The sequence below is a fragment of the Agaribacterium haliotis genome, from assembly GCF_002312815.1.
GTDB classification, from domain to species: Bacteria; Pseudomonadota; Gammaproteobacteria; order Pseudomonadales; family Cellvibrionaceae; genus Agaribacterium; species Agaribacterium haliotis.
On sequence record NZ_NKQJ01000005.1, the window covers coordinates 159,430 to 181,207 of the forward strand.

The following is a 21,778-nucleotide window of genomic DNA, read 5'->3' on the forward strand; positions in this document are numbered from 1 at the left end:
AAAGCAACTGCTCAGGAACAAAGAGCAAAGCGGTTTCAAAGATGAAGCCGCTTTTTGATATCGCCTGTTAGCGTTTAATTAGTGTTAACAGGCCTTAAGAAGATATACACTTTGCGCGTTAATCTCGCTTAGTTCGATCTTATGAGCCACTTTTTCCAGCCCTGCAGTAAAGTACAAAAAGACCGCCACATCATGCGCGAAACCGATGCGCGCATGGCCAAGTACAGTCGCCGTGGGCTGATCTTTAATTTCATCGCTTTTTTGGTCTGCCTGATTGGCGGAAAGTTTGTTGCCGAAAACCCGGTAATGACCGTGGTGCTGAGCACCGGTTTACTTGTGGTTACCTTGCTGCGCGGTTTTTATCTATTTCGTTTTGAGCAGCTCTATCCGCGCGGTCCTGCTCGCTGGCGCCAGTCGTATTTTATTGTGACCTTAATTGGCTCTATCTGGTGGGGGCTCATTATGGTCAGCATCACGCTTGAGCTCGGCCTCGGTTATGAGACGCCACTTCTGTGGCTGTATACGGTGGTATTTTTTTCCACCACTGCGCACGCGTTTGCACCGTATCACCGTTTTTTGTCGTATTACCAGTTTTTTGGTTTGATGCCGGCGGCGGCGGCGGCCATGATCATCGGAGGCTTAAGCGGCTACATCTACGGCGCACTGATGTTGATGTTTTATCTGATTCTTGTGCACCAGTGCCGCTTAATCTCAGACAACTACTGGGAAAAGCTCGAGGCCGGTTATGCGCTTGGCAAGCGCGTGGTCAACGACGAACAGGCGCGTATTACCAGCAAACTTAACGAGCGTTTGAGCCGCGAGTTTTTTGCATCGATGGATAAAGAGCTCTGTGAGCACTTATCAGCGCCCGGGCAAAAAAACGATACCCAGAAGCTGATCGAGCTGCAGCGAACCTTAAGTACCTTCCGTGCGATTCTTGCGCGCAAATTGCGCATCGAGCCGCGTATTTTTAATGTGCGTCACGAGATTCAATTTTTAGTCTCAGAGTTTGTACAAAGTGCTGAAGCGCAGGGTGTGCAGATCGAAACCGCGCTGTCACCGAATTTACCCATGCGTTTAAAAGGCGACGCCAAACGTTTTGCCGAAGTTGTGCGCAGTTTAATTGTCCAAGTGCTGAGAGATGCGAACGATGTTGCGCTGATTGTCGAGGTGCAGTTTTTACGCGAATACGAACGAGCAGGGGAGCTACACGTTAATGTTCGGCGTATGCGCAGCAAGGATGCGAATAAAGAGCCAACAAGTGGCGGCGCCGATAGTGAAAGCCTGGAGTTGGTGTTGGCCAAAGGGCTCGCCAACTTAATGGAAGGCGATATAGAGCAGCTCAATACTCCAACTTACGATTACCAGCTGCGCTTTAGTTGCAAGCTGGATATTGCTGACAACAGCGGCCAGGTCGACTTCCACAAAAACCGCTTTAACGGCAAATCCATCCTATTAGTTGGCAGCAACCCGGCGATTGTCGACATCAAACGCCAGGAGCTCGATGCGCTTGGCTTTCAGATTACCACCGAGACCCAGTTTCGCCGGGTTAAAAACTTACTGACTGACCGCGTTGACAGCGGCCGCGCGATTGAAAATATATTGATTTATCACGAGCAAGACCAAGCCGATTGCCTGGCCCTGCTCGAGGCCCTGCGCGATAGCGATGCACTAAAAAGCGTAAATAAATTAATTGCTGCATCTGAAACCAGGCACAAAGAGCTTAAAGACCTGGGTTTTGATGAAAAGCTCGGTTTTTATTTTGTCAGCAAACCGCTGGGTTTATTTGAGCTTGAATCGACCTTTGAGTATGTCTACACCGGTAAAGGTGATATGCAGGCCCAACCTAAATGCCAGACCGGCAACGTTATTTTGGTCGGCGATGAAAGCGAAGTCAGCCGGCTGCGCGAAGCCTGCCAAGTTGTGCCAGGGCAGCAACTTAAACTTGCCAGCAAAGACAATTTAAAGAAAATACTGCTTGAGTCAGACAACCCGATGGTTGTTATTCCGTGCACACGCCAAAAAGATATTGCCTCACTGGTTGATACCATACGCTATAGCGAGAGCAACAAAGCCAGCGAAGAGAGTTTTATTCCGATTGTCGGCCTGGGCATTAATTGCAGTGAGCGCGACGTAGATGCCTTTGAAGCCGGTTTTGACGACTATTTGAATCTGGCCAGCACCAGCAGTAAAACCCTAACCTCCATGCTGCGCTACTGGCGATCGCTGGAGTTATAGCTCCGGGTGCCTAGATGAAAAGGTGCTAAGGGTTAAGGTGAAAAAAGGCGTGAAGGCGCGACGCGCACTAAATGCAAGCAAACAAAAAGGCCCGGGCTGTAAACAGCCCGGGCCTTTTTGTTTAATCCGCTGCCTCTTGGCAAGCTTTCGATAGCCGTTTAACGGCTTATTTAACGGCTTATTTAACGGCTTAGATTGAGCGGATTGTTTTTGTTGTCGGCTATTTTTTGTTCTTTTGAATATTTAGTTTCAATCAAATCAACAAGGATATTGCCGGATTCAATTAACAGGGTATCGCCGTCGATATCGATTTTAGGTGGCCCTGCATCTTGTTCTTGCTCCTCACTTTCTTCTTCTTTTCGATAGGCTTCAAGGTCTTTGTACGGCTCCAGACCCTTGGCGAGGCGGCGAGTATTTTCAAGCTGCATAGACTCTTCTTCGAGCGAGGTTTTTCGCTGTTCGCGCTTTTCTTCGTTTAACGAAATGCTTTTTTCGGCGCGATTGCGTTTAACAAAGTCGATGCGCTGTAACAGGTAGTTGAAGTCAGGGTCGCCTTGAACACGTTTTTCATGGCGCTTTTCAAGATCGGCAATTAGAGGGGAATAGTTGTTGTAAACATCGTGTGGTACCGCGCGAATCTGATCCCAGATCAGCGCGTTTTCATACGCGGATTCACCAACTTCCTCTTCGTCAATTAGGGTAGGGTAGCTAATATCAGGCACAACGCCGCGGTGCTGAGTGCTATCGCCGGACACGCGGTAAAACTTGGACTCAGTCATTTTTAAATGGCCGAGTTTAAGCTCTTTAACGCTTTGCACCGTGCCTTTGCCAAACGAGCGCGAGCCAACAATAATGCCGCGGCCATAATCCTGGATGGCGCCGGCAACAATTTCCGAGGCCGATGCGCTTAGGCGGTTGATCATAACAATTAGCGGGCCCGTGTAACGCGGGTGGCTATAGGCTTGGTTTTGGCGGCCAACGCGGCCATCGGAATTTTTGATCTGTACAACAACACCGCGATCAATAAAAAGATCGGTCAAGCTGGTGGCCTCAGTTAACGAGCCGCCGCCGTTGTTGCGAAGATCAAGAATCAGGCCGTCAATGCCTTCGAGCTCCAGCTCACTAATTAAGCGCGCAACATCCTTAGTGCTGCTTTTATAGTTCGGGTCGCGGCGCATTAACGCATCAAAATCTATATAGAAGTCGGGCAGCTGAATAACGCCTAGTTTGTAGATTTTACCATCGTCACCGGGTAGCTCGAGCACGGCTTTTTGCGCGGCCTGATCTTCGAGTTTGACTTTGTCGCGGCTGATTTTAACAATGCTGGTTTCAGCGCCAATTAATTCGCCGGCAGGCAGAACTTCGAGCTTAACCACGGTATTTTTAGGGCCGCGAATTAAGTTGACCACCTCATCAAGGCGCCAGCCGACTACATCTATGATTTCACCGTCGTCACCCTGGCCAACACCAACAATGCGATCGGCGGCTTTTAGCTGTCCCTGACGCGACGCCGGGCCACCGGTGACAAGGCGCACAACCTTGGTAAATTCATCTTCACTTTGCAGTACCGCACCAATACCTTCGAGCGACTTGCTCATATTTATATTGAAGTTTTCATTGGTGCGCGGTGACCAATAGTTGGTGTGCGGATCAAATAGAACGGTCAGCGCGTTAAGCACAATCTCAAAGACGTCAGAACTTTTTTCCTGGTCGATGCGCTTAAGCTGGTTTTTATAGCGTTTGGCTAAGGTCTCGCGGGCCTCATCAATGCTCTTGCCGGCCATTTTTAAGTTCAACAAACTAAGCTTGATGCGCTTGTGCCACAGATCATCAGCTTCACCCATGGTTTTTATCCACGGTGCGTCTTTGCGCTCGGTAGCAATGCTGTCATCGCCGTTGAAATTAAAGGTGACCGTTTCATCTTCGAGCAGGGCGATAACATTGTTTAAACGAGAGCGAACCCGCTGTTGATACACCGCGTATATCTCATAGGGTACATCGAGCTTGCCCTTGGCGAAGAAGTTATCGAACTTGGTGTCGTATTTGCGAAAGCCTTGAATGTCTTTTTCATAAAAAAACATTTTTGATGGATCAAGCATTTCTAAATACTTGTTTAAAAAGTCTTTGCTCAGCTCGTCGTCCATGCGCTGCTTATTAAAGTGCCCTTGTTGCAAGCGGTACAGCAACTCTATCGCCGTGGCGCTTTGTTCTTCGCTGTAACTTAAAGGGGCTTTGGTTGGAATGGCAAAGGCGGACGCGCCAAGTAAAGCTGCGCTAAGCAGCAGGGGGCTTATAATATTAGATAAACGCATATAGGTGAGCTTCTGGAAGGCGTACTACGCTTTAATATAACACAGTTCGGCAGTTAAACTGTGCGCCAGCGCCAATTAGCTGCGGCCTTTCGTGCTATTTTACGCCGCTGAGCTTCTCGGCCTGTTAGGTGACATTATGAACAGCAAAATTCTTCCGTTTTTCTTATTACTGGCCATGCCGCTACAGGCAGAAGTTCAACGCTGGGTCGACGCAGAGGGCAATGTGCATTTTGGTGACACCGTGCCTCCTGAGCATAGAGACAAGTCTGAAGCCGTAGAGTTCCAGCCACTAAACACCGTGGCACCTGAAACCAGCGTGCGGGACCACAACTCTCGTGTGGTCAACAACTACCGCGATCAAGACCGGCGCAAAGCTATCGAAGCGCAGCAGCCAAGTAAGCAAAACGAACAGCAAGCCAAAGGCGAGCCGCACAAGCTCACACGCGAGTACTGCCGCGATATGTTCACGCTAACCAAGGCGCGAACGGAGTGTTTCAGGCAGGTGGAAAAACAGAACGCAGGGCAGTAAGCCCAGACATAGGGCTAAGAGGTATTTGGGATACTGTCCGATCAAATCATCCATTTAACATAATATAGATTATGCGCAGTTATTGAGGCTAACGCCGAGAGAAACGAATACAGGCGCTCTTGGCGCACATTCCGCGTGCTGCCCCCATTTTGAGCAAGCTCAAAACCAAAACAAATTCAAAGCTACGAATGCTGCGCATGTAAGCCAGCAAGCTGGCTAACACCCCGATAAGATCGGCCCGCTATGGCTACGCCAGAGCGCCCCTCAGACGGGGTTGCTGTGGCAATGCTGGAATGAAATCACCGACGGCCCAGGAAGCGAATAAGGTTGATCAGCTGGAAGGCGGTTTGAATGAGTCGCCACATAAAATCTTATGCGGCTAATTTTAACTAGGAGCCATCAAGTGCAGAGTGAGTCTTGGTTTATTCGCTCCGCTCAAAACAAAGACTCACTCTGCACTAGCAAGCTGCTCGAAGAAATGTTGGGACTCGCTGCTCGAGCGGCAGCCCGCGAAACCGTCATAGTCAGGCCCCTTAATCAACGCCAAGCAATCGTTGATAAGCTCGATGTCATAACCAAGCTGGCTAAGCTCTCGATGATTGAGGTGCACGATGCTATCGCCAAAGTTGAGCTCGAAAAAATGATCAACAGTTTCAAAGGTCGCAAGGCGCGCCTTGAAATAACCGGTAATGAAAATCGAATCGACTTTAGATAAAAATTTGCGAGTAGGCGGCTCGTATACTGGCTTGGCCGGTTGCACTGGCGCCGGATCGGAGGCGGACTGCGCAGGTTGGGCAAGCTGCCCTACTTCTGAATCTTCCGGACTGCCAAAATACGCAAGCACGGATTTAGCACCAAAGAAAACAACGGTACCCATCAGCACCATAAACGCAAGCCCGAGCTTAATGCCCATGCCTTTTAAAATATTAAAGCGACCATCCGTGCGCGATTCGTTACCAGCGCCGACAGTGCTTTTTGTATGGCTGCGATAACAATCGTAAACGCTCTTTTTAAAACGCCCGTGTATTTCTCGTTCGCGGTTTGAGAGTGGCGGATTCTGACCAGTGACAGCACCGAAAAAAACATCAACACGGTAATTTTTATCTAGGCCAAGGCTGGATGCTTTTTTTACCCGAAACGTGTTATCGACCAGCAGTCGCACAAAGCTAGCAATCTGAGCTAAATCTTGCGTAACTAAAACCACCTCAGTGGCATTGCCGCATTCACCAACCATGTGCCGATGCTCAGCCAAAAACTCTTTGTCTTTATCACGCGCATTGTTCGCTTTTAAACCGGAAGGCCAAAGCCGCCAGCACTCATCAATAACAAGAACAGAGCCACGCTCAAAAGTAGTAAACCACCAATCATCATTTTCTTTAATATCGTCAACGGAAAACGAGCACACATCCATATTAAATTCAGTAAGCAGTTTGTCACTGACCATAGGGATATTGGTGTAAACCTTTCTTTTTGCCTTAAGTGCAGGAAGGATGACATTTTCAACAACTCCGTAACTTTTGCCGTGACCAGGTAAGCCTGTATAAGCCGTAATGCTCATCAGCCAATCACCGGCAAGCGTCGAACAAGGAAGCGCGCAAGGTATGCAGAAACCATAATGCCGATGCCCCACTCTATTTGAAACGGCGCCGCGAACCACGCAACACCCGCAGGGATTTCCATCGTGCCAGCATTCAGTAAAAAATCAGGCACCGGTATATAACTCACCAGCGATGCAAGGCCTTGCATAAAATGATCGTAAGCCCAGACAGCTAAAAGCTTTAGCTCTTCAGAGAGCCACGTCAACGAGCAACTTGGGTCATACCAACTGCATTCATTTTCCATAATTAAGCGCTCGCAAAAATCCTAAAGCCAAACCAGACATAGACAACAAACATAACCGCAGAAATAGGCGTTGACACCGTTTCCATCAACTCGCAATGAATCGTCGTTGAAATGGTCTGATTAATTAATGTTGAAGAAAGATCAACGCTAAGCAGTGGGCAAATAGCATTGTCCAAGCTGACAATGCCGGAAACGGCACTAAAACTCTGAGCAACTGCGCTGGATGACAGCGAATCATAAAAACGGGTATTTGCTTCACCGAACGTGGAAACACTTGCCGACGTGTGCTCAGGTAAATTGGTTAACGTGACCTCGATGCAATCGTAATAGTCTTTTTGTGAAGGATCACAAGGGCCTTCGAATTCAAGCACGGCCTCAATGTTTACAGCAGATGAAGAGCGACCCGTGTCACCACCTGTAGTACTAGAGCTTGTATCAACCTGATCAATAATTTCACCTGTTGCATTATCAATTGTTACCGTTGACTCAGTCGTTCGCTGCTCATATTCCGTGGTTTTTATTTCTGGGCGATCAACACAAATATGGCCAAGCACCATTTGATGGCTTAGGCAGCGCGTAGCGGTATCGCAATCAATAAGACTGGCAGCAACAACCCCGTTGCCACAATCGACAGGCACACCATAAGAACCTTCTTCATACTCGAAACCGTCAAACGTAGAAAAAAAATCCTCTTCCTCTTCCTCAACCATCATAGGGCCAGACTCGGTCGTCTCGGTTGTCGTAGTTGTCGTGGTGGTTGTGGTCGTCGTATTGGTAGAAGAATCTGTTGATGTTGAAGTGCTTACTTCAGGCTCACCAACCGTTCGCGTTGATGTTTCGGTTTGGCCACCATTATCAAAACCAGAGGAGTTGCCCGCTTGCCCGCTTGTTTCAGATGTGACACAGACTTGAACGCCATTAACTGTACCGCACTGACTATCCTCATCAACAGGACCTTCAGAGTAACAAACATAGCCAGACTGCTTGCATTCATCCGAGTCATCAGGAATGCCAGCCTGACAGGAAGTATTGCCGCCGCTACTGATAAGAGCAGTGCCGCCATTTTCACTATGAACAGAGGCGCAATCGGCAGGCGAAGGCGTAACACAACCAGTGCCGTTTGGGTCTAAAAAGTTGGGGAGAGGGCAAGGCTCGCCATCGCCAACCCACGCGTAATAATCATAAGCATAGTTACCTGAGCCGAAATCCAATTCCTCACAATAAGCTGGAGTACCAACTGAAATAGATGTTGATGCCAAGCTACGACACGCTCCAGCATCGCCGTACCTGCTACCGCGAGACCAATAGCCAGCCAAAGCAACATCCGACAATAAGAGCAAAAAAACAAGAACCCTAACCACTGGTCATCGCCCTACACGCGCCATAGGCCACAACAAAGCCCATACAAAAAAACGTCCAGTACCAAAGATCAATCATGATTTTTTAACCTCGAAAAAAAAGGCGGTTGCCCGCCCTTTTCTTTTCCAGCTGCACTTAGCGGCGAATTGCGCCAAGTAACATGCTGGCCCCGCGGCTCGCCACAAGGACAAGCGCTACCGCCGCTGCCACTGTGCCAATACCGCCGACAATTGCAGCGAAATCCACCGCGCCTGTTACTGCTGTTACCATTGCATCCATCAGGATTTACCCCTTATTACATTAAGCATTTGAGCTGCGCCGAACGCGACGGCCCAGCCCGTTAAATACAGGACAAAGCCTGCAGTAAATACAGTCATAACCGTTTCGGGCTGTAACTGACTGTAGTCAAACGGGACGCTTGCCAACTGCACAAGCCAACCCGTCGAACACGTTGCAAAGCCTTCTGAGCTTTGCGTTATCGTTCCTTCGCAAACAATGGTTTGCACTAGCCGCGCTCCGCGCGAATATGTTTGATGCGCATTTGAACGTGCAGCCCCAATTGCTTATTGCTGCAAATGGTGCATTGCTCCGGCTTATGCAAATCAACACCAAGCGTCTCAACGCTGCGCAAAATATCCTGAGCATGAGCGGGAACGTTCCGATACATGCGCGCCTCTTCAGGTGTTAGTCGTCGAAGCTCCATTACTTAACTCCAAGCGGCTGGCCATCATCAGCAAAGAAAATGGTCATGCCCTTCCCGTTAGACCAAGGCGAGCAAAAAACAGGCGCCTGAACCTCTTGGCCGATAAGCTTTTCGTACTTAGCACCCAGCCCTTCATTAAGCTGCGAGCGCGTAATCTGAACATCGCGAATAATCATTTCGCCGTCATAACCATTTGGCTTAGGCTCCTCAAAACCGACCTTCCAAGTGGTTTTTTCTTCGCCAGTCGAACGATTAACACGCGTATCACTTTTAACGCCTTTAACAAGGCCACGAATAAACATAGGCATAGCTTTTCTCTCTAAGTTGCGGCCACGGAATGCAGCTCTCTATCAGGAATTAAGAGGCTTGCCTTAAGCCTCTCTGGGATGCCGGATACCAAAAACTCATTAACAACCGAGTCAGGATCAAGACCCAGCACTTGCTGGGCATAGTTAAGATATTTGCCGTACTGGCGACGAATAACTGAGCGAATATGCTCGTAAGTAATGCGAACTTTTTCCTTTGCAGTTTTGATCACCGCAACGGCTTCGCTAACGAAGCCAAGCGCCTTAGGGTAAGCGCCAACAAAATACGATTTCGGATACATCAAGACGTCGAGCGGAATAACGCGATCTTTTGCGCCCAACTCCAATTCCCAGCGAACCCAGCTACTAAGCTTGTCGCCAAGCTGCTTGCCCTTTTCATAAATGCGCATCATTTTGCCGTGCGCCCTATTCCCGACATACAGCGTTTTTCCTTCGCCGGAATCAAAGTCATCGATGTACTTAGCCTTAGGCGGGCGCCCTTTTCCGGCAAATTCATTGAGCTGATACTTGTTGCGAGCCACTTCAATGTTGTAAATGCCGCGATGATCATCAACCGCCACATCGATGCGCGTGATGTTGACCGGGTCGAAATGCACCTCCGTGCCATCGACACGCAAAGGGCGATTCAAATAGCAAAGGAAGCTGTACAGGTTTTTAAACGAAGGAAGTGCCTGGCACGCCTCACCCGAAAGCGAAACGCAGAATCGCTCTTGCTTGCGAATTTCGGTGCCATCAGGGCGAACAGTGACATTGTTACCGCCAAACGCAATAAAACCGCCATTGGTCAGACGTACAGAGTGCTTATAGAAGTTTTTGCCGGGAAAGAAGCCGGTCTCTAAATCGGCCCCTAGGTAGTTTTTGGCAAATTGCGCCAAAACCGACCATAGAAATTGAGACGGGGCCAGATCGACCGGCGACTCAGAAAAGAAATCAAAAAAAGGAAGTTTAGGAAGGGTAAAAGTTAGCCAATCAATACTAACTTCGAGTTCAGGACTTTCACCCCGTATTACTACCGGGGTTTTTTGCGCCCCCGCAATACCTTGAACAACCACAGTAATACCTCTCCCTGAATCCTTGTATACAAATTACGTGTAAATAGTAGACATATTTGTATACATATCGCAAGTACTTTATTCGTCAAGGCACGAATTTACGTGTATACAGGTTTACAATTCAACTTAAATCAACTGGATTGGTTAACTTATGAACAGCAAGACATCTCACTCTCTGCGAGTGCGCATCGAGCGATGGGAAGCGATCGAGAAAAAAGCATGGCAGCTATCAAGCAAGGCCGGACGCATCATCAAGCCCACTGATGTAGCCGATGCAATAATTTTCAAAGGCATAAAGGACGTAACCTTCGAAGATGTCGAGCTGGCACAAAAGGCAAGATAAATGAAGCGAGCGCTATACAAAGTGGTTGGCGGCAAGCCCAGCCTGCCAGAATTTGAAGAAGAGGTTGCAAAGCACTTAAACGACGGATGGAAACCCGTCGGCGGCGTAGCATTCAACGCAAGCTTTGCCTACCAGGCTCTCGCCAAGGTCACCAATGAATCACCTATCGGCAGCGCATACAAAGAAGAAAAAAGCGAAGCAAAAAGCACTACCGCCGAAGCCATGAGGCGAGTAGACGACCTAACATAAGTAGTCGGCCCGCCATATCAAAGCAGTATAAATATTTATTCTTTTTCGGTTTAAATATTTATACTTGTGAGGTATAATTATTTATACCAAATAAGGAGGCAGGCATGGCCAGTAAAATTATCAAGCTAAAAAGCGCAACCAAAACAACAACAGTATCTATAGATCCCCTGCTGTTTGAGCTGCTATCGATAAAAAAAGGCGGAAAGAGCCAGGCCACACAATTTATTCGTGATCACGCCAACCGAAGTGGCGGATTAACAGGAAATAGCGAAAGCATTAGAAGCGCCGTAATCTTCGAAATAGCAGACAAAAAACTAGTCGAAGCGCACGACCGCGCGCGAAGCAATCAAGTTGATATTGAGGAGCTATGCAAGCAATAACTGTAAGGCTATGACTGGCGTCAAGCCCCGCATAATCTAGTCTATGTTCAATACTTCGCCAGCCAGGCAATTTTAGCTGGCTGCGTATCGCCTCGATCGAGGGGCGATTCTAAAAAGCAAATCACCCCACTCACTCTTAAACATAAACGCCTATTATGCGCAGTTATTGAGGCTAACGCCGGGAGAGGCAAATACAGGCATGGGCGTCCAACTAAAGTGATAAGTTTTTCCAACTAAGGTTATAAGTTTCCAAGCAAAGTTAGAAACTCGGTGCCCGGACTCACGATCCGGTCATTTCTAGCCACTATTAATTGTGTGTTGGTTGAACAACAGCCCACACTTCTTTATGGCTGATGTCCTACAGAATCCATTGGTGTGCACCTACAATCAGCTTTCTAAGATCAGATAAAATCTAACTTCAATCAATTTATTAGCAAGGATGCGAATATGCTTATACTCACACGCAAGGCTGGTTCAGCCGATTCTAATGACGACCGCTCAAGACTCACTTTGATTACCGAAGACGGTCCGATATCCATCGTTCTTAATGAAGGTCGCGGTAACCAGGTTATCGTAGGCATAGACGCGCCTGATTCCGTCGAAGTTGTTAGAGACGAATTACTTGAGCTAGATTACGCATAAACAGTTGTACATAGATAGTGTCGATTGATGCTATCTATCTGAGTGATTCGTAGCTTTTAGCAAAAGCAACCTCTCAAATCGCGCATAAACATAAGCCCCCTATTAGAAAAACCTCAATAATCCGTTAAAATAACATTATTACGGATTATGTTTCGTGCCCTATCTGAGAGGTTTCTATGGCTAAATCTGGACAAGCACGCGTACCTACACCAGTGCAACAGTATCATCTTTTTCAAGTGATTCAGGATCACCGTCATCCCGAAAAGAACGCGGCGATTATGCAGATAAGTTTCAAACTTGGTCTCCGTGCGCAAGAAATATCCCTATTGCAACTTAAAGAAGTGGCCAAGCTCAATTCAACAGGCACGGGGTTTAAGCTACTTGAAGTTATGAGCTTGCCTGCGGCGTACACCAAAGGCGCAGATGCCATGAAGCGTTCAAAAACGCATTACCAACGTAAAACGATCAGCTTCGATGTGGACTCCTTTAACAAGGTCGTTAAACAGATTGAAGCTTTGGCAAAGTCAGGGTCAGATATTAACCCTGAAAACTTTTATCCACCTGTAAAACAACACAAGGGCAAATCTCGTGATCTGCCCATGGTTAACCAGGATCTTAGAAATGCTCTGATTGCCTACATACAGTTTCGAATAGATAAGGGAGAAAAACTAAAACCCTCCTCCCCTCTTTTTATTACCCAGAAAGGCGGCCCCTATTCGCCGAATACATTACAAGAACACATGGCATTAATGCTTCGTGATTGGGCTGGTATAGAAAAAGCTAGCTCACACAGTGGCCGGAGATCTCTCATCACAAATGTTATACACAAGCAGAAAAAATCCGTAAAAATCGCGCAGAAGATTGCTGGTCACGTAAACCCGTCAACGACTTTAATTTACGAGGAGCCTCCCGAAGAAGTTGTAGAGGACGCGCTAAATAATCTAAATTAGCCGAGTGTCGACCAAATATACGCTTGCGGCTTATCAGGGTGCGATCTTCATATTTATTGTCATCGACGAATATGGATGAAATTCCGGCAGATGACTGATTATTTGGCCGTTATCAAAATAGTGGTGCGCGATCGATGGAAATAACACCTCCGGCACTGGATGCTTAGCGTTTGGATTGTGGAACATGGATAAACCTTCGCTCCACGTTTCGTTTGAATCTGTTGTTACTTGATAAGCAAATTGCTTGGGTAAGGACGCATTCGGATCATGATCATGACACGTACCAAACCGATGCATTATGATGTTATCGGGCCCGAAGCCCGCCTGACGCCCTATGCGATTAAACTTTGATATTGTTCCAGTAGCAGAGAACAGTACTGCGCTTATATTTTCTGCATCAGGCTGAAAGAAGTAACCTGACGGAATTACCTTATCTCCCTCTTGGTGTTTTTCGATTTTTAAGGCGGAAATAATAAGCTTGCCGTCTTTGTCTCTGGTAAATTCGTGCTTTACTCCATAGAGGTAGTTTATTAGAGCATTTGAACTCCACTGCATCGACTGATCATCATGGAAGTCCGCTATTGCGAAGACGAGAGGGTTATCTTTCACATGTTCAAGCATCCAATATTCTTTTTTTAACTTGCTATAAAGCGGGCTCCCAAATTTTATCGGCATTTCATTTTTGTGCTTTTCCGCTATTTCAGACGGGTGCAATAATTTTGGCTCTTTCTGGAGTAGCAAGGCAGGGTTTTCATTTTTTCTACCCACTATTACTGCTTCAACTGCGACCTTATGACCATATTTTTCAACCAAAAAGTCTGGCGCATGGTGCTCTCGATCAAAAAACAGTTGTTCTTCATTGAAGTACGTATTCAAATAGAGTTCCCATAGCCTGGCGTCAAACCCGGAACTTTGAAATTGCTCAATAAAATTCCCGTCAACATCAACAAAATGAGGCATAAGCTCATTGATAATTGTTTTGGCAGGTATAAATGAATCTTCTCGAGATAACTTTGAAAAGAATGGATGTTGCTTTGCAATTGAGACTACTGGAGTAAATAAGTCCAAACCCTTCGTTTCATCACCTTGGGGAAATGCAGTATTCCCTGTGCTGGCGTGCCATCTAATACCGCCTTGGACCCACGTTCGCGCTTCTTCAAGCGTTTCAATTGAGGCTTGAACATCAAATGCTCTAAAGCGGTCACCCTCATCTCGCCCTAACAGAATGCCAACAAAGTCGTCATCAACTGTATCCCGAAGTACAATACCCAAGACGACTTCGGAATCATCAGCATACCATTCTAATTCTTCACTCATATATGCTGCTGCGGGGCTTCTAGATTGAGCGGCTAGGGCATTGAATCTTTTTATATCTAATCTTTTTACGATTACCTCGTCCATGATTATTCCTGATAGATTAACGCATCAATGCTGACGACGCGTTAACGATCGGCCACATTGACTTGTTCAGTATTTTTCCATAACTGTGTGAGCCTTGTCTCACCAGTGTTGATATAATTTTCTTTAGCAATAGAAAGCCTAACACTCAACCATGTCCATTTAGATATGTGATCAACTCGATTAGCGGAAGAAATTCCTTCTTTTATGTGACGCTCAACTTCTTCCAGATAGACTTCATGAGGATCCCAGCCATCTTCCACCAGCGCCTCAACATTTCCAACACTTCCGTTAAAAGAAAACGGATCAACGAAATATAGCCCATCAACATCTAGCGAAAAATATATGGATTTGTATTTTTCAGGGATTCGGGAAGCCAAATCTTGATCTAAAACTATCCTAGGAAACACGGCCGCACTATTTTCTATTTGATACGCTTTAATCATTCCAGCTCCATATAAGATGCCGTCCGAGTGATGTATCTTTCCGGTTGCAATACCACCCCTTGTAAGTATTCCCCCACCTAAGAGCTGAGCCTGAAGCCAGCCGACTGCCCAAGTGACACCATGAAAATTTTCAGAATCTCCAGTTACGACAATACAATCAGAAAATACACTAACCTCCAAGTCTGAATGAGCGGTGTTGTCCATTTCAGAAGTTTTTTTATATGATTTAATATGACTCAAAGCCCAATGTAGGGTTTTATGCAATTTTTCGTCTTCTTCTATTCTATTGATGAGATTGGAGAATCCGAGAATATCTACGAATGCGACAATTTGTTCTGTGTATTCTATTTTTCGATCTAACATTCAAGCGTCCCCTAGTTACTCATTAGCTTTACTTTGGCAGCATGAATTACATCCTCATCAAACAATGACGACCAAGCACTATCAACAACGACAGACTCAACACTCAGGTCAAGACGCCCCTCCAAAGCTAGCTTAGTGAAACCTTCTGATACTTTTGGATCCAAAACTAATTGAGATACAGCTTGAATTGCCCCGCTCTCTTCAAGCATCCGAATAAAATATGTAGGCGTATAGTTAACCTCTTCCTTACAACGAACAATTAACTCTTGAAGATGTGCATATAAATCTGACTCTGTAATCTGAGGTTCTTCATACCAGCTTTTTGGGATAAGAGCATACTCACCCCGCCACTTTTTATCTCGAATGGCTTGTTGATACCAAGGCTCATCAATATCTGCGTGATCAGTTATTATTACTTGAAGTCCGGGAGACATTTCTTCGACAATTTTAAAAATCCACTCGAACAACTTTTTAACAGCGATTCTGTCTTCATCCCTATCAATTTCGGAAAGGTCTCCTGACTCAGATTTGTCAGCGGGAAAATATACCTGGGAAGGTTGATCAAAGAAAATAAAACGACCAACTGGACGACCACGTTCCAAAAACCACTTTGCCAAAGCAAGATAAGTGACGACATGATAACCCATCCAGTTTTCACCGCTTCCCATTTTATCGAGACTGACACGCCCATCAGGAGTATCAGCAACAACTGTTAATTTTGACGCATCTAAACGAATTCGATGATTACTGTATCCAAGACCTAGCTCCTGAGCCCAAGCAGTCATATCTTCCGAGATACAATTAAGCTGAGCCTCCAACTTTTCTCTTAGAGCTACCGGGTCGAGCTTTTCTGAAAGGACCGATATCTCTTCTTCTAACAATGCCAACTGCGTTTCTAAATTTTCGCTATCATCGGCCCAATCTACGCTTTCAAGGTAAAGACTGCATTTCCCAGCCAACTTAGCTCTCAGTGTGTTCAGATCATCACGTTGCTCATCCTCATTTTCCTGCGACCTAATTTTTCCGATAGATTGTTTAGTGCGTTTAAGCTGATTATTAAGTTCACTCTGCTCCTGTAACAACTGATTGACATATCCACTAATACGAGGCCTAGTGCGCCCAACGCCCTGTAATTTTCCAGATAGATCTGCCAAAGAAGCCCTAATTATCTCCTGGAACTTTGAAGGTCCTTCATGCGGGCTATCACATACAGGACAAACATTGGACATAGTTTCAAATTTCTTAAATAACCCAACTGATTGAAGCCTAAACACCTGATCGTTTACGGCCTGCTCAAAACCAGATTCTGACGAGGTATATTCTTGGGCTTCCCTGAGCCTTAACTTCAGCGCTCTTTTCTGGCCCTGGAGTTTTCGATTCTCTGCCTCCAAGACAATAAGCGGATCCTTCTCATCGTCTACATTTACATCCAACGTTGGCGACCAATTAGAAACCAACTCTAGTTGCTCCAATAAAACCTCATCTTTCGGAATCAGATTCCCCGAACTGTACAGCCCCAACTCTGCGGCCTCAGACAGCAACGAATAACCTTTTTGAAGCCCATCCCCCTTTAATGACTCAATTTCCTTTATCTGCTTTACCAGACGCATCCGATCTTGTTTTAGCGATCTCAACCTTTCCATTTCGGAGAGCCGGTCGTCTTCAGCGGCGCCGATAAAATAGGGCAAGGTATCCTTTATATTCTGCGGAACTCGGTCCCTGGCCTGTTGATGAAAAAGAATTTCATTATTGGCGATCTCTGTCTGGCTTTGGAATAGATAGTATCTAGAGTGTCGAAACCCAATAGTAACCGGATGCCTGGTTTGTCCTTCGGGAACTTCCGTAACATGCTCTGGAACACCAACCTTTTGGGTCAAAAAAGAAACTACACTATCAACATTGGTGGAATTCGTTAATTCCGATTTGCTCGGCAAGGAAAGTTCTTTTTCAACGAGCATATAACAGGCCGATGATGCTTTAAAGCCAGGCATGGGGGCTGATCTCGCGATGAACACCTGACAGTCAGGGTATTGCAATAAAATTGCGTACCAATCTACAGTCTCCCGAATATGGCCAGCCGCCACCATGCACTCACTGGCGCCTAAACAGTATTCAACAATGTGGATTAGCGAGGTTTTTCCTCGCTGGGAAGCCCCTGTAATGATGTTTACCGAACCAGGCTTAAATGTGACGTCTCGTCGCGTGCCATTTTTTCCATATAATGAAACAGCTAATATCTGCATAGTCATGGCATCACTCCCAAATGCGTATAGATACCCTCTACGGAGGGAGATTGGCCAAACCATCGACCTAAAAATCCGGCACCTAAAAACGCCTTCTTAAATACTTCGTTTTTATTAACCATTGCTGGTAACTTTGGCATTGCTCCGTTATCAATTAGAAAGAAGCCATTTTCCGATAAAGAAATAGCCTTCTGTTCAAGCAGAAATACAATTGCCATGTTAACCACATCGATATATGAACTCACTGAATTAGCAAATCCAACTAAGTGCCCTTCATAGTCCGAAGCCCAGCCGGCTAGGGGCGTCGATATAGAGGCCGGTAATACAGATGAGTAGCGGCCACATAACGCTAGCGGGGCAACTAAGTAGACAAGTGAGCAATGAAGTCCTTGCTGATTTTTTTCCGAACACTCCCGAATCGCCTGATACAAGACGACCCCAACGTAGGCGGGGTTATAAAGATTAGCCTCTTCTTTGGATAGTTCTGATTCAATGATCATTAGGCAACACCCTCGTTACTTGCATTACCCAACTGCTCAAATTCAGGATGCCATCCAATTTTCAGGTCATCTGATAACATGTGATAAGAGCCTTTGGAAAGGTACTCTTCTACGAAATCAGGGCGAATAGGAACAATACCTTGCTGCTGACAGTACTGATACAACTTCGCTGAATACGCTCTCTTGGCCTCCTCGGTGTCAAGAGCCTCCTGTATTTCCATAAATGCCTGTTGCTCATACCACTTCTCAAACAGTTTTCTATCAAAACCACTGATCTCACCGGGATTCAACAAACCGTCTCCGGCCCACTTATTTCGTTGCTCAAATGCTCTGTAGTAATTAGTTATAGCCAACTCAATAAGTTTTTTAGGGGCATTAAACAAACGCATCTGTTTAACAAATACCCGCATGTCATTGTCTACGTCCATCGCATCGGGCAACGCATCAACATATTCAGCAGGCAGATTTGTAAGAGCATATTCCGGGCGTATGTTTTCAACTAACTCTTGTAAAACGCCTAAATTGATGACAGTTGATGGAGTCTTGCTCAGAGCTTCCACGACCCACTTAAACCAATTTCCTTCAATTCGATTTAAGAACGCATCGATCGCCTGAACAGGTACTGACTGTCTGGCAATTGGTTTCATGTTTTCTCTAATCTTTAATAGGTCTTCTGATCTACCAACAACATAGATAGCACTTAATAAACTTTTTCTTTCTGCGACACTCAAGCTCTTAAAGGCCTTATAGCCTTTTTCATTTGTTTGATTTGACTCTTCGCAGATCCCAGACATGATCTCCAGAGCTTCATCTATATTTCTTTTCGGGCCAACTCCCAACAAACTTGCCAGCGAGTCCTCCGCAACAGCTTGTGTCGTAACTAATGATAGAATTACATTTCCGAGTGAGATTTCTCCAGATTCAATCGACTCTACCCAAACCCTAATGGTTTTCCATATATCAGAACTTCTATCTGTGATGTTACCTTCGTCACCATGGAATTTAGTCTGCAAAAGCTCTTCCGGCGAACCGTCACTATCGAATGCAATGTCGTCCAACTTCTCGATAGAAACATTAAGCTGCTCAGGATCAGCCAAATCCGATAGCTTCTTTAATGACAAATACAGAGCAAACCTAATTTGATAGATATAACCAAGCATTGAAGCTGACGCATCGAATTGCGAAGTATTAGACATGCTTTATTCCTTGTATTTTTAACCTTTTAATTCAGTGGGGAGTAATTTAATTAGTGTCCGCGCTGGGTCGACCCCTGTCATTCAATGAAAATCTACACCATTTAAAAAATGCGCTCCGTCGACGGTCAGCACATTTGTATAAATTTCAGTGCTGTCCACTGACTTATGTCCTAACAGTTGACTGACGTATTTCAGAGGCCGACCGTGCAACAGCAAATGAATGGCAAACGAGTGCCGAAAAGTATGTGCACTGATCGTAAAAGGTGCGCCCCCTACTCTCTCGACCAAGGCATAAATGTGCCGGTTTACCGTCTGACGGCACATCGAAAAAATGCGCTCATTTTTTTTGAAATGCCCTGCGTAAAGATAACTCTGAATTCGGTCCTCTAGCGCATGATCAACAATGGGAATGTAGCGTTTAGGTGAGCGTTGAAGGCTCGCTCGACTCGGTCTCCCAGGTCTCTGCTTCAATGTTTTTAATATCACGCCAAAGTCGTAGCCATCATCTACAAACGAGCACGGCGTTAGCGCGAGCACTTCGGATATTCGAGCACCGGTTGTCCACATTAAATCGAGCATCAACCGGTAGGTCGGATGCTTTTCGGCTTCAAGTAAGCGCAAGATTTCAGGTTTAAGTAGGTAGGCCGGCATTGCATCGACCGTTTCCAATACCATTGGGCGTTTAGCAACGAGGCGATCCCAATCTATCCGTACTGACTGAATGGGGAAGTCGATCGAGGGCGCTTCCACTGGGTGAAAGAGACGCTGGGAGCGCGAGTGGGTAAACCCGCTGTCTGGGAGCCGTTTTTGTACCATTTCGTCCGGGAATCCTGGTGCAAATCTGATCACATTATAGGCTCGAAAAAGCCCCAAGACCAGCATGGAAATCAACGGGGAAAGCCCGAATTTAGCGGCAGTCAGGTAATTTTTACCCGTTTGGGAGTAAATGGTGCAAAACGAAAATGATTTTTAATAATGAACATTCTCGCCCACGGCTAAAATACAATGTAAGCCATAGCGTAAAAAACGAGTTTTATTCTCGGAAGAATAAGATTGAAGCTACCGAATACGATTTTTTGTATTTATTAGTAATCTAGTGGTGACGGGATTAAAAATCCGCCTCTGTGAATGCGTTGAGGTCGAAGATCACTTAATTCTCATACTATTAATGGATTACAAGTGGTTGGAAATTTAATAAATATTACGTCAAAATACACCGAACAGTAAAATCAGAAAGGATGCTACATAAGTGAAGCGAGCGCTATACAAAGTGGTTGGCGGTAAGCCTAGCTTGCCTGAGTTTGAAGCAGAAGTTGCCAAGTACCTAAACGACGGGTGGAAGCCGGTCGGTGGGGTTAGCTTTAACGCAAACTTCGCTTATCAGGCTCTCGCCAAAGTCACTAGTGAATCAGCGGTTGGTAGCGCATACAACGAAAGTGAAGCTCATTCAAAAAGTACCACCGCCGAAGCGATGAGACGTGTTGACGACTTAACATAAGTCGTTTCCTTACCAAAAATATGAATGTGTGATTTTATTAACGCATGCATTGCGTATGCGGAGTGCCAACGCTATTAACTATCTGCGTGATCTGACTGTCACTCGCTTCTGAACCCGTGTTTTCCAGTCTAGAAGTATTCAACCGTTTCAGAGGTTACAAGGCGCGCCTTGAACTAACCGGCAGTCAAAATCGAATCCGCTTCAGCTAGAATTTGTTAGCAGGCGACTAAAACGGGCCTGGCTGCGGCCGGCTAAGGTCAAGCCAACTCCCCTGCTTCTGCACCTTCGCAGCCCCAAAGTTAGCGATCCCAGTTCGCACCAACAAATACGGCGGCTCCCGCCACCACAACAAACGTAAGATCAATCTTCATACTCAAGACTTTTAATTGTTAGAGCGCCCTCTTAACAATTTATCGCCAACACGAGCGGAGTTCTTTGAAGTTTTCATGATTATTCGTTCGCAATTGAAGTTGGTAGATTGAGGCAGAGATAGTACTGAAAGTGTTGTCAGCAAGATGATCCCGCTCCAGCCTGGATGGGAAGTTTTTTGCTCAAAACGCATTGCCAAAAAAACTCGAATCAATCTGTCGGCCAGCGACAAATGTTGAACAACAAAAACAATTGCATGGTAAGCAAAACAACATTACTCGAAAAGTCGATATTTAATGCCCGTTAAAGCTGGAAAAATATTCGCGCCAGATTAAGTACATCCAATCTTAAAAACACGACAAAGAACCAAGTGACACATCAACTTAGCTAGAGGCTCTGAATCTTGTATTTAAACCTTTTAGACAAGATTATTTTGTGTCATTCGCATTTGTAAAACGTTTTATTCTTCAGTAAAACTTGTGATGTCGAGGCTGTTGAAGATCGAGCAGGTTTTATCGACAAAAACGTAACACTTAAAGGCGTATAGATAACACACCGGTTGTTTGTCGCCATCATTTAAACGAATAAAAGGAATTAAGCGTGAAAAAAATAACAATTGCGTCATGTGTGTATGCGGCTTTGTCATCCACCGTTTTTGCTGCCCCTGCTTTTGAAACAAAGTCTCACCCAAATCTATTTGTTGATATGGATATCGCCAGCCAGCTGGAAACAAAAGCTAAGGTAGACAACGCGTATCAGCAGATTTTTTTTGGGAAAAACGGGGTCAGATAAGCTGAGAAGTTAAAGTGCACAGGAAAGCTTTATCTGACCCCACATCAA

Annotated in this window: 22 protein-coding genes; 9 read left to right on the plus strand and 13 right to left on the minus strand. The window is 45.8% G+C overall.

Annotated features, from left to right (window positions below; all coding sequences use genetic code 11):
* Positions 1-141 precede the first annotated feature (141 nt).
* Positions 142-2,238: an ATP-binding protein gene (locus CFK45_RS07805; protein WP_096085879.1), complete on the plus strand. Its 2,097-nt coding sequence runs from the start codon at positions 142-144 to the stop codon at positions 2,236-2,238.
* A 182-nt stretch (positions 2,239-2,420) separates the two neighbouring features.
* Here CFK45_RS07805 and CFK45_RS07810 read toward each other — a convergent pair whose 3' ends face one another.
* Positions 2,421-4,550, minus strand: a complete 2,130-nt coding sequence (locus tag CFK45_RS07810; protein ID WP_096085880.1) for a carboxy terminal-processing peptidase — start codon at positions 4,548-4,550, stop codon at positions 2,421-2,423.
* Positions 4,551-4,686: 136 nt separating this feature from the next.
* On the opposite strand from CFK45_RS07810, the gene CFK45_RS07815 reads away from it, so the two are divergent.
* Complete coding sequence (locus tag CFK45_RS07815; RefSeq protein ID WP_143247511.1) at positions 4,687-5,079, plus strand: DUF4124 domain-containing protein; 393 nt, start codon at positions 4,687-4,689, stop codon at positions 5,077-5,079.
* Between the two features lie 448 nt (positions 5,080-5,527).
* On the opposite strand, the gene CFK45_RS07820 is transcribed toward CFK45_RS07815, so the two are convergent.
* The 6 genes from CFK45_RS07820 to CFK45_RS07855 all read right to left on the minus strand — a co-directional run bounded on the left by CFK45_RS07820 (position 5,528) and on the right by CFK45_RS07855 (position 10,361).
* On the minus strand, positions 5,528-6,736 hold the full coding sequence (locus CFK45_RS07820) for a zonular occludens toxin domain-containing protein (RefSeq protein WP_143247512.1): 1,209 nt from the start codon (positions 6,734-6,736) through the stop codon (positions 5,528-5,530).
* A complete protein-coding gene (locus CFK45_RS18450; protein ID WP_096085883.1) occupies positions 6,637-6,921 on the minus strand; it encodes a hypothetical protein in 285 nt (94 codons plus the stop codon). Before CFK45_RS18450 ends, CFK45_RS07820 begins: the two co-directional genes overlap by 100 nt.
* Positions 6,922-6,923: 2 nt before the next feature.
* Complete coding sequence (locus tag CFK45_RS18270; protein WP_143247513.1) at positions 6,924-8,180, minus strand: hypothetical protein; 1,257 nt, start codon at positions 8,178-8,180, stop codon at positions 6,924-6,926.
* A gap of 605 nt (positions 8,181-8,785) precedes the next feature.
* Entirely contained in the window at positions 8,786-8,983 is a 198-nt protein-coding gene (locus CFK45_RS18275; protein ID WP_143247514.1) for a hypothetical protein, read from the minus strand.
* Positions 8,983-9,291 carry a DNA-binding protein gene (locus CFK45_RS07850; RefSeq protein ID WP_143247515.1) on the minus strand — a complete coding sequence of 103 codons (309 nt, stop codon included), beginning with the start codon at positions 9,289-9,291 and terminating at the stop codon, positions 8,983-8,985. The genes CFK45_RS18275 and CFK45_RS07850 overlap by 1 nt, the downstream gene beginning before the upstream one ends.
* 11 nt (positions 9,292-9,302) lie before the next feature.
* The gene (locus tag CFK45_RS07855) at positions 9,303-10,361 is read right to left on the minus strand and encodes a replication initiation factor domain-containing protein (RefSeq protein WP_158224635.1); all 1,059 of its coding nucleotides are present in this window, start codon (positions 10,359-10,361) and stop codon (positions 9,303-9,305) included.
* Between the two features lie 151 nt (positions 10,362-10,512).
* Here CFK45_RS07855 and CFK45_RS18280 point away from each other — a divergent pair, with 151 nt between their 5' ends.
* The 5 genes from CFK45_RS18280 (at position 10,513) to CFK45_RS07875 (ending at position 12,925) form a co-directional block, all read left to right on the plus strand.
* Complete coding sequence (locus CFK45_RS18280; protein ID WP_143247516.1) at positions 10,513-10,704, plus strand: hypothetical protein; 192 nt, start codon at positions 10,513-10,515, stop codon at positions 10,702-10,704.
* Positions 10,705-10,953, plus strand: coding sequence for a DUF1737 domain-containing protein (locus CFK45_RS07860; RefSeq protein WP_096085890.1), 249 nt, complete (start codon positions 10,705-10,707; stop codon positions 10,951-10,953).
* Positions 10,954-11,057: 104 nt separating this feature from the next.
* On the plus strand, positions 11,058-11,333 hold the full coding sequence (locus CFK45_RS07865) for a hypothetical protein (protein ID WP_096085891.1): 276 nt from the start codon (positions 11,058-11,060) through the stop codon (positions 11,331-11,333).
* A gap of 447 nt (positions 11,334-11,780) precedes the next feature.
* The gene (locus tag CFK45_RS07870) at positions 11,781-11,975 is read left to right on the plus strand and encodes a carbon storage regulator (protein WP_096085892.1); all 195 of its coding nucleotides are present in this window, start codon (positions 11,781-11,783) and stop codon (positions 11,973-11,975) included.
* A gap of 176 nt (positions 11,976-12,151) precedes the next feature.
* Positions 12,152-12,925 carry a site-specific integrase gene (locus tag CFK45_RS07875; protein ID WP_096085893.1) on the plus strand — a complete coding sequence of 258 codons (774 nt, stop codon included), beginning with the start codon at positions 12,152-12,154 and terminating at the stop codon, positions 12,923-12,925.
* A gap of 33 nt (positions 12,926-12,958) precedes the next feature.
* Here the strand turns inward: CFK45_RS07875 and CFK45_RS07880 are convergent, their stop codons facing one another.
* The 6 genes from CFK45_RS07880 to CFK45_RS07905 form a co-directional block, all read right to left on the minus strand.
* A complete protein-coding gene (locus tag CFK45_RS07880) occupies positions 12,959-14,326 on the minus strand; it encodes a glycosaminoglycan attachment protein (RefSeq protein WP_096085894.1) in 1,368 nt (455 codons plus the stop codon).
* Between the two features lie 41 nt (positions 14,327-14,367).
* Positions 14,368-15,132 (minus strand): hypothetical protein, encoded by a 765-nt coding sequence (locus CFK45_RS07885; RefSeq protein ID WP_096085895.1) that lies wholly within the window; start codon positions 15,130-15,132, stop codon positions 14,368-14,370.
* 11 nt (positions 15,133-15,143) lie between these two features.
* The gene (locus CFK45_RS07890) at positions 15,144-17,381 is read right to left on the minus strand and encodes a DUF3732 domain-containing protein (protein WP_096085896.1); all 2,238 of its coding nucleotides are present in this window, start codon (positions 17,379-17,381) and stop codon (positions 15,144-15,146) included.
* Positions 17,378-17,875 (minus strand): three component ABC system middle component, encoded by a 498-nt coding sequence (locus CFK45_RS07895; protein ID WP_096085897.1) that lies wholly within the window; start codon positions 17,873-17,875, stop codon positions 17,378-17,380. The genes CFK45_RS07890 and CFK45_RS07895 overlap by 4 nt, the downstream gene beginning before the upstream one ends.
* Positions 17,875-19,071 carry an ABC-three component system protein gene (locus tag CFK45_RS07900; RefSeq protein ID WP_143247517.1) on the minus strand — a complete coding sequence of 399 codons (1,197 nt, stop codon included), beginning with the start codon at positions 19,069-19,071 and terminating at the stop codon, positions 17,875-17,877. The genes CFK45_RS07895 and CFK45_RS07900 overlap by 1 nt, the downstream gene beginning before the upstream one ends.
* A gap of 81 nt (positions 19,072-19,152) precedes the next feature.
* On the minus strand, positions 19,153-19,920 hold the full coding sequence (locus tag CFK45_RS07905) for a tyrosine-type recombinase/integrase (protein WP_239923610.1): 768 nt from the start codon (positions 19,918-19,920) through the stop codon (positions 19,153-19,155).
* A gap of 400 nt (positions 19,921-20,320) precedes the next feature.
* On the opposite strand from CFK45_RS07905, the gene CFK45_RS07910 reads away from it, so the two are divergent.
* Together CFK45_RS07910 and CFK45_RS18285 are read left to right on the plus strand one after the other, a co-directional pair.
* On the plus strand, positions 20,321-20,569 hold the full coding sequence (locus CFK45_RS07910; RefSeq protein WP_096085899.1) for a DUF1737 domain-containing protein: 249 nt from the start codon (positions 20,321-20,323) through the stop codon (positions 20,567-20,569).
* Positions 20,570-21,538: 969 nt separating this feature from the next.
* Positions 21,539-21,730 (plus strand): hypothetical protein, encoded by a 192-nt coding sequence (locus tag CFK45_RS18285; protein ID WP_143247518.1) that lies wholly within the window; start codon positions 21,539-21,541, stop codon positions 21,728-21,730.
* Positions 21,731-21,778: the final 48 nt, after the last annotated feature.